General features: G+C 69.0%; 4 protein-coding genes. 1 reads left to right on the top strand and 3 read right to left on the bottom strand.

The annotated features are described in order from the left end of the window. Positions 1-81 precede the first annotated feature (81 nt). From ACFV2S_RS30410 to ACFV2S_RS30420, 3 genes are read right to left on the bottom strand one after another with little or no spacing between them, the layout of a single operon-like run. Positions 82-1,068 (bottom strand): phytanoyl-CoA dioxygenase family protein, encoded by a 987-nt coding sequence (locus ACFV2S_RS30410; protein ID WP_385566033.1) that lies wholly within the window; start codon positions 1,066-1,068, stop codon positions 82-84. Between the two features lie 6 nt (positions 1,069-1,074). Then, positions 1,075-1,977: a radical SAM protein gene (locus ACFV2S_RS30415; protein ID WP_385566037.1), complete on the bottom strand. Its 903-nt coding sequence runs from the start codon at positions 1,975-1,977 to the stop codon at positions 1,075-1,077. Beyond that, positions 1,964-3,163 carry a methionine adenosyltransferase gene (locus tag ACFV2S_RS30420; protein ID WP_385566040.1) on the bottom strand — a complete coding sequence of 400 codons (1,200 nt, stop codon included), beginning with the start codon at positions 3,161-3,163 and terminating at the stop codon, positions 1,964-1,966. The genes ACFV2S_RS30415 and ACFV2S_RS30420 overlap by 14 nt, the downstream gene beginning before the upstream one ends. A 1,116-nt stretch (positions 3,164-4,279) precedes the next feature. Here ACFV2S_RS30420 and ACFV2S_RS30425 point away from each other — a divergent pair. Beyond that, a complete protein-coding gene (locus tag ACFV2S_RS30425; RefSeq protein WP_385566043.1) occupies positions 4,280-6,142 on the top strand; it encodes a PAS domain-containing protein in 1,863 nt (620 codons plus the stop codon). Positions 6,143-6,850: the final 708 nt, after the last annotated feature.

A 6,850-nucleotide genomic window follows, 5' to 3' on the forward strand; every position in this document is an offset into this window, starting at 1 on the left:
TCCGGCGGCCTCGTGCAGCGGGCCGGCCACCGCCCCGTGCGGATTTCTGGAACTGGCCACCGGAGCGACCCATACGCGGTCTCAACGCGGATGTCTGCCGCCCCGGCCGACTACCGCCACAGGCTGAACGTGACGAGGGGCGGCGGCGTGGCGCTGGAGGGGTGTGAGGCCAGCGAGGGAGCCCGTGAGGGAGGGCCGGGGTTGGAGCGGACGGACGGCGGCGCCGGTGACGTAGGTCGCGGTCAGGACGAGGCGCGGAAGGTGGGTGCTCCGGCCACCGCGGTGCACGGCTGTCGTGTCGACCAGGTAGGCCGATCCGGCGGGACCGCACAGGGGGTGGATGTCCCGTCGTGTGAACGCGGCAGCAACCACTCGTTCGTCGAGAACCATGCCGTGGGGAACCGGGGCGGGCAGGACCCGCCAGTGGCGGCCCTGGGAGTGGGTGGCGCCGACGAGCGTGAGCGGCCCGGTGGCCTCGTCCACGTCGCGCAGGTACACGAACAGTTTGACGATGCGGTGGTCCTCGTAGTCCCGGTGCCAACGCTGGGATGCCTCGGGTGGGCGGTCCACCGCAACGGGCAGGTTGAGCCAGATGTCGACGGAATGCAGCCGCGGCCAGCAGCCGAGGTGGTCCGCCACCTGGGCCAGCACCGAGGAGTCCAGTACCGTGCGCGCCACCGGGTGGCTCAGGTCGAGCTGCTGACCCTCGTCGGCCAGCAGGCGTATCTGGTAGTCCTTCCCGCCGGCGGCACTGCGGCCGTCGGCGATCTGCCGGGCATTGCGCGGGGCGGCCATCAGCGCCTCGGCGGCACCGGCGACCGCACGCCACAGAGACTCGGCGAACTCGACACGGACGTACCCCTCTCTGGTCAGGCCGCTTCCGGCGGGGCCGGCCGGAGGTCGAGGCGCCCGGTCACGACCGGCGAGGTGGCACAGTCGCGCACGGCCGTTCAGGCACCACAGCCAGACGGCGTCGCGATAGAGGAGACTCAGCATCCACCGTGCCAACGGAGTGATGAACCGGCCGCGCGACGTCAGCAGCGTGCCGGCCCACCATGTGTACGGCACGGCTCGTCACTTCCCGACGCGATCGCCACCGAGGAGGGCCTCGAACTCGACGGGCCGCTCCACCAGGTGCTCTGCGCACTCGGAGAGGACCAGGATCCGTTTCGCCGTGCACGGGGCGGGCTCGGAACGTCGTGTGAAGCTTCCGTCGAAGAGGTTGCCCAGACTGCCCGGTACGGAGACGCAGCGGCGGACATCGCCGGTGATCATCACCTTGAACGAGTTCGTGCCGGCCCGGCAGGCGGCTCCCGAGAAGTTCCAGTCCCGGTCGATGTACGCGGCGCCCACGTGGTAGTCGGTGATCAGCTTCCGGACCACCGACAACTCCTCGTCGTTGTAGTTCCGGGGGAAACGGCGCTTCTGCCAGATCCCCTTGAACACTTTCCCGACGAGGCGGTCCACACCGGCGCTTCGGAGCCGTTCGAAGTCGCTCTCGGCCCGGTGAAGCAATTCCGGATGCAGCACGTAGGCGGCCGTGATGTCGTAGCCGGCGTCGCGCAGGATGCGAAAGTTTCGGCCGAAGTCCTCCAAGGGGAGATCATTTCGTTCGCGTTCTTCCACGTGCACGGCTGCGAGGATCCGGGACACCCGATCAGTTGGAACGGAAACGGCGAAGCAACGAATGTCCTCGGTGAACGACAGATTCGTGTTGATGGCGATGAAGTGTTTGCGCGTCAGCAGCCTGCAGAGATCGACGAACCCGGGAAAGGCGAACGGCTCTCCGCCGGACATGAGGATGCCGCACGTCGGCCCGATCGCGTCGAACGCCGCAGCACACTCCTTCGGCGTCCTCTCGTCGAGATGACGCTTGTTGAGAACGTGTCTGATCTGCGGATGGCAGTAGTCGCAGAAGAAGTTGCAGCGGTTCGTCAGATGCCAGTCGATCCAGATCTGCGCCTCAGCGGGAAACACTGTCGGCCACCCTTCCGTGCACGTCTCGATGCAGTTGTTCCGGGTCGAGCACGGTTTTGCGCGCCCGTACGACCTGCTCGCGGTTCAGGGTGTCGACTCCGAGTTCACGTTGAGGGACGAGAGAGCCGTCGGGCAGGAGGCCGAACACCGCGCTGGGCTCCTCCAGCGGACGTCCGTTGGCCGATTGCAGGCCGATGGTGATGTCCACACCATGGGCGAGGGCGAAATCGCGACTGACGGCGCGGCAGATCTCGGGATAGATCCGGCCCGCGGAGCGGAAGGGGTTCTTGCCGGCGTGCGACTCCATCGACTGGGGACGGAGCATCGAGATCACTCCGCTGTAGTTGTTGCCCCGACCCACGGCGCCTTGGTCCCCCTTGTCCAGGGAGCTGCCGGCGAGCGTGAGGTACCCGTGCCCCGGGCGGTCCTTGGTGTTGAGCACAGGGGCGGCGATGTCGAGGTCGGGCGCCGTCTTCTGGAGCAATTGGTGCAGTTCGGCGCCGATAGCGGCGAGTGAGTCCCGGTAGACCCGTTCGCTCGGGACCAGGGAGGCGACGAACGGCATCGCGACATGGACCGACACCCGGTTCCCGACCCGGCTGGCGAGGACCTTCGCGTCGGTGCCGGTGCCGAAGCGGACCTGCATGGCGGGGCCGGTCAGATGGTTCTCGGCTTGCCAGACCAGGTATTCCAGTTGCGTCGGCCCGTGGTGGCCGAAGACGACGGCGGTGTCGTTGGCCTCGCACCGGAGGTCGACGGTGTCGAGATCGTCGATCGCCCTCGGCGCGTAGTAGCGGTCATGGTGTTCGGCCCCGATGCCGTCGTTCGCGCTGATCCGCAGCACCGGTGGCGGCAGTAACTCGAGGGCGGACGAACAGAAAGAGCGCGCGAAAACGGCATCCAGGGACTCCGCCGCAATGTCACGTACCGGAATCTCGGCACTGCCGAACGACGGCGTGATCTTCCCCACCACATCGCACACGATGGGGGTTACCCCATGACCTCTGCCGAAAGCCAGGCGGCTCGTTCCACCCGCCAGGACAAGTTTGTCCACCGAGTGTCTCGGTGTACCACCGAAATGCTTGAGCGTGTACTGCACATATCGGCGAGAGAACTCGTTGGCCACCGCATCGGCAATGGTGTCCGGGTGGCCTGCCCCTTTGCGCTCCACTAATTCTACGTCCATGCGCCCCCCATTCCTGCTGCACCACGAAGCGATAACCTGTCACCGCCTCGGGAAGAATTTCCATGGGATATCAACCGGCAGTCGGGAACAACGGGCCGCGCTTCCTCGGAGGCATACTGCACCCCTGAACTCGCTCCGGTCAACAAAGTCCACGTATTTACTCAGGCCGCAAGCCCTTTCCTCTCGCCCGGCCCCATGGTTCCCAACTGCCCCATACATTGGCCGTGCCGCCCTCTTGTCACATCCGACACCACAGATACACCGAGGGATACCGAGCTAATGATCTTCTCGTCTGCTCGGGAACCTTGGGCCGGATCTTCCGTCCGGCGAAACAGGGCCAATCTGCGGTCGCTGAAGGTGCCGGCTGGGCCCGCGTGGCGTCGGGCCACCGCGCATGGGCAAGGCATCGGAGAAACCTGCCGCCCGGACCACGACAGGGCCTCCGCACGGTCGGGGCAACGCAATCCGGAAGCCGGCCGCGGCGAGGACTCGGTCCGGTCCGCTGTCACTCCGCCATGTCTGGCCGGAGCACACGACGGTGCGCCTGGCGCAGCCCGGCACCTGGGACTGCGACCAGTGAGCGGTCTGGTTTGGATCACGGCGGGCTAGCGATGCCGGCGGTTCACGGGTGGGCCCTGATGTGATGCGACCTGGAACCGACGCACCAAGAGCCCCGCGGCGGCCGCTCGATGAGTGGAATCTGATCGGCGTCGCCGATGAGGTGCAGGACGAGTACGACTGCATGCTCATCCCCTGCCGGCTCTCCCCTCGTGAGAGGAGCTACGGCCTGCCCGCTGGGGCGGTGCTCATCCGGTGCCGGACGCTCTCTCCGCGGTGTTCCTCATCTCCGCCTGAGCGCATTCTCAAGGAACCCTTAAGAAACCTCGGTCACCCCTCTCATGCCTCAGGCATGCCATCGACAGATGGTTATGTGTCCGACAGCCGTCAGGTGTGCCACGGAGTGTGGGCAGCGAGCTGCTCCCAAACCCTCGGCACGGCTGCCGCACCGCACCACCCCTCTGCCTCCACCCTCGTCACCGCGCAGGTTCGGGTGCCCCGACCGTCCGGCACCGCACCAGGCCCGCCGGTTCCCAGGCCCGGAAAGGAATCGTCGCCATGGTCTCGTCCCTCCCCCGAGGCACTGTTCGGCTGTCCGTCCTCCTCGACGCCCTCCCCGACGGTCTCGTCCTCGTCGACGGCACCGGCACGGTCGTCGGCGCCAACGCCGTCGCCCTCGGCATGTTCGGGGCCTGCTCGGCCCCCGATGTCGCCCATGCCACCGAGACCTCTGCGGCCCCCGAGACGTCCGGACACCCCCTCGTCGGGCGCGGTCTGCGCGATCTCCTACCCGATGCGGACGCGTGGGTGATCCGTAGCGCTGCCGCCGGTCGCTTCGGCTCTTCGGGCACCCGGGGGCTGAATCGGTCGGTGCGGACGTCCGCCCGGCGCCTCGACGGCGGTGCGTTCCCTGTCGAGGTGACCCGTGTCCGCTTGGAGGCCGGTCTTGAGGCGTACGACGGAGGCAATGGCGATGAGTTGTGGGCGCTCGTCGTGCGCGACCTCACCGAGCTGCTCGGCACCGAGTCCGAGCTCGCACGGTCGCGGCAGCAGTGCGAGATGATCCTCCGCGCCACGACCGAAGGCGTCGTCGGTACGGACCTCGCCGGACGGGTGGTCCTCGTGAACCCTGCCTTCACGCGGATCCTCGGTTATGAAGCGGGCGAGGTGAGCGGCCTGGAGCTGCACCCGGTGGTGTTCCCCCGGCGCGCCGACGGCTCCCCCTTCCCGTACGAGGACTCGGCGCTCGCCGACACCCTCAGAACCGGGCACAAACACCGGGTGCGCGGCCTCGTGCTGAAGTCGAAGGACGGCACGCGGGTGCCCGTGGACCTGACGACCGCTCCGATACGGATCGAGGACCGGCTCGTCGGGGCCGTGATGGCCTTCTCCGACCGAAGGCCGTACGAGCGGCTGATCGAGGATCACGCCGCCGACACCGTCAGCCGGGCCGAGCAACACGCGGCGGACCGAGCCGAGTTGGAGGAGAAGTACGCGGTGGAGCGCGAGGAGCTGGAGGCCCGGTACGCGGCCCTCGCCGACCGCCACGCGGAGCTGACCGCGCTCCTCGCCGCCCGTGTGCGGGAGGAGCCGAATCCGCGTCGTGAGGACGTCGTGGAGCCGACGCGAAAAGCACGCATAGCCGTCACCCGCCACCCCACGACTCTGGGCACCGTCGTGAACGCCGGTCTCGAAAAGGCCTCGGCACTCACCGGCTCGCACAGAACTCAGTTCGCGGTCCACGCGCCACCCGTCGTCGTCACCCTGGATCCCGCACACGCCTCGACCGCCCTGGCTCACCTGATCGCCGACGCCGCCGGAGTCACCTCGACCGGTGAGGCGCGTCGCCCCAGCGCCTCCACGCCGCAGGCAGCCGACACCACCGTCGTCATCACGGCAGCGGTACGGGACGCCGAGCTGCGCATCGAGATCTGCGGCCCCCGGGCCGTCAACGACCCGGCCCATCTGCTGGTCGCTCGCCGCATCGTCGACGCCCACGGCGGAGTCCTCACCGCGAGTGTGCGTCCGCGGGTGGCCGGCCTCACGTACGTCGTCCAGATCCCCCAGACTCCCCCGCACGCGCCCGCGCTCCTGCAGCGCGCACAGGCGCCGGTCGCCGGCTCGTGGATCATCGGCGCGGCCGTCAGTGCCCGCCGGGACCGCACCGTCTCGGCGGATCGTGCCGCCTCGTTCCCCTTCTCCGTCTCGGCGCCCGCCCTGCGCGCGTCCCAGGCCGGCCGGTCCCGCCCGTACGTCGTCCCTCCGTGCGCGGAGCAGGGCGCCGATACATCTCGTTCGGCATCCCCGTCCCCTGTCTCACGGCGCCCCGAGCGCACCCAGTGGGGGCAGCGCGACGCGGACGAGGCCGACCAGCAGCGCATCGTCCGTCTCCTCGCGAGGATCAGGCGCACCTCCGCCTGACCACGCGAGCCGGCGAGGCGAAGGGCGTACGGGGCAGACGTCGGTTGTGCCGCACCCTCCCCGTCATCGTGGCCGCCCTGCTTGAGAGTCGCGACACTTCACGAGCACAGGGCGTCCCGCCTTTCCTGGGACGCCGCACCACCACAGGAGGCACCAGCACATGCCATGGCGAGTCGTCACCAGCCGGAGCGGCTCACGTGGCAGAGGACGACGCCGACGGCGCGGCGGGCGGCCTCTCCGCTCTTCACCTGACGTACTTCCGTCGGCCGACCTGGGACGCCGGGACGGAGTTCCGCGGAAGGGCGAGGCACCACGTACCGGACGGGGGCGTACGGAGCGACACCCGCGCACTGCAGCGCCCGGCTCCGAGCCGCGGCTCCGTCGCGAGTCCGGCCTCTACCTCTCGCCCGCCTGGGCTGGTCCGGGTCCGGAGCCGGGTCCCGGTCGTGCCGAGCGGCGTCGGGCTGCGAAGGGCGGCCGACGCCGGGGCGGTACACCCGCGGGTCCTGCGGCCTCGGCTCCGGAAGGACGTCCGTTGTCCCGGGTTGCGGCGCGCCGTGCCGCGCGCGCCGCCAAGGAGAGCGTCGGCGTCGTCGCCAGCCGCGTCGTCGGCGAACTGTTCATCACCTTCGGCGTCGTCATGCTCCTGTTCGTCACCTACCAGTTGTGGTGGACGAACGTCCTGGCCGGGCAGGAGACCGACAAGGC

The sequence above is a fragment of the Streptomyces sp. NPDC059695 genome (assembly GCF_042733785.1).
GTDB lineage: Bacteria > Actinomycetota > Actinomycetes > Streptomycetales > Streptomycetaceae > Streptomyces.

What these genes read in the sequence shown, in the direction of transcription:
- ACFV2S_RS30420 (WP_385566040.1), bottom strand. Translation starts at nt 3,163, where the DNA reads ATGGACGTAGAATTAGTGGAGCGCAAAGGGGCAGGCCACCCGGACACC.
- ACFV2S_RS30425 (WP_385566043.1), top strand. Translation starts at nt 4,280, where the DNA reads ATGGTCTCGTCCCTCCCCCGAGGCACTGTTCGGCTGTCCGTCCTCCTC.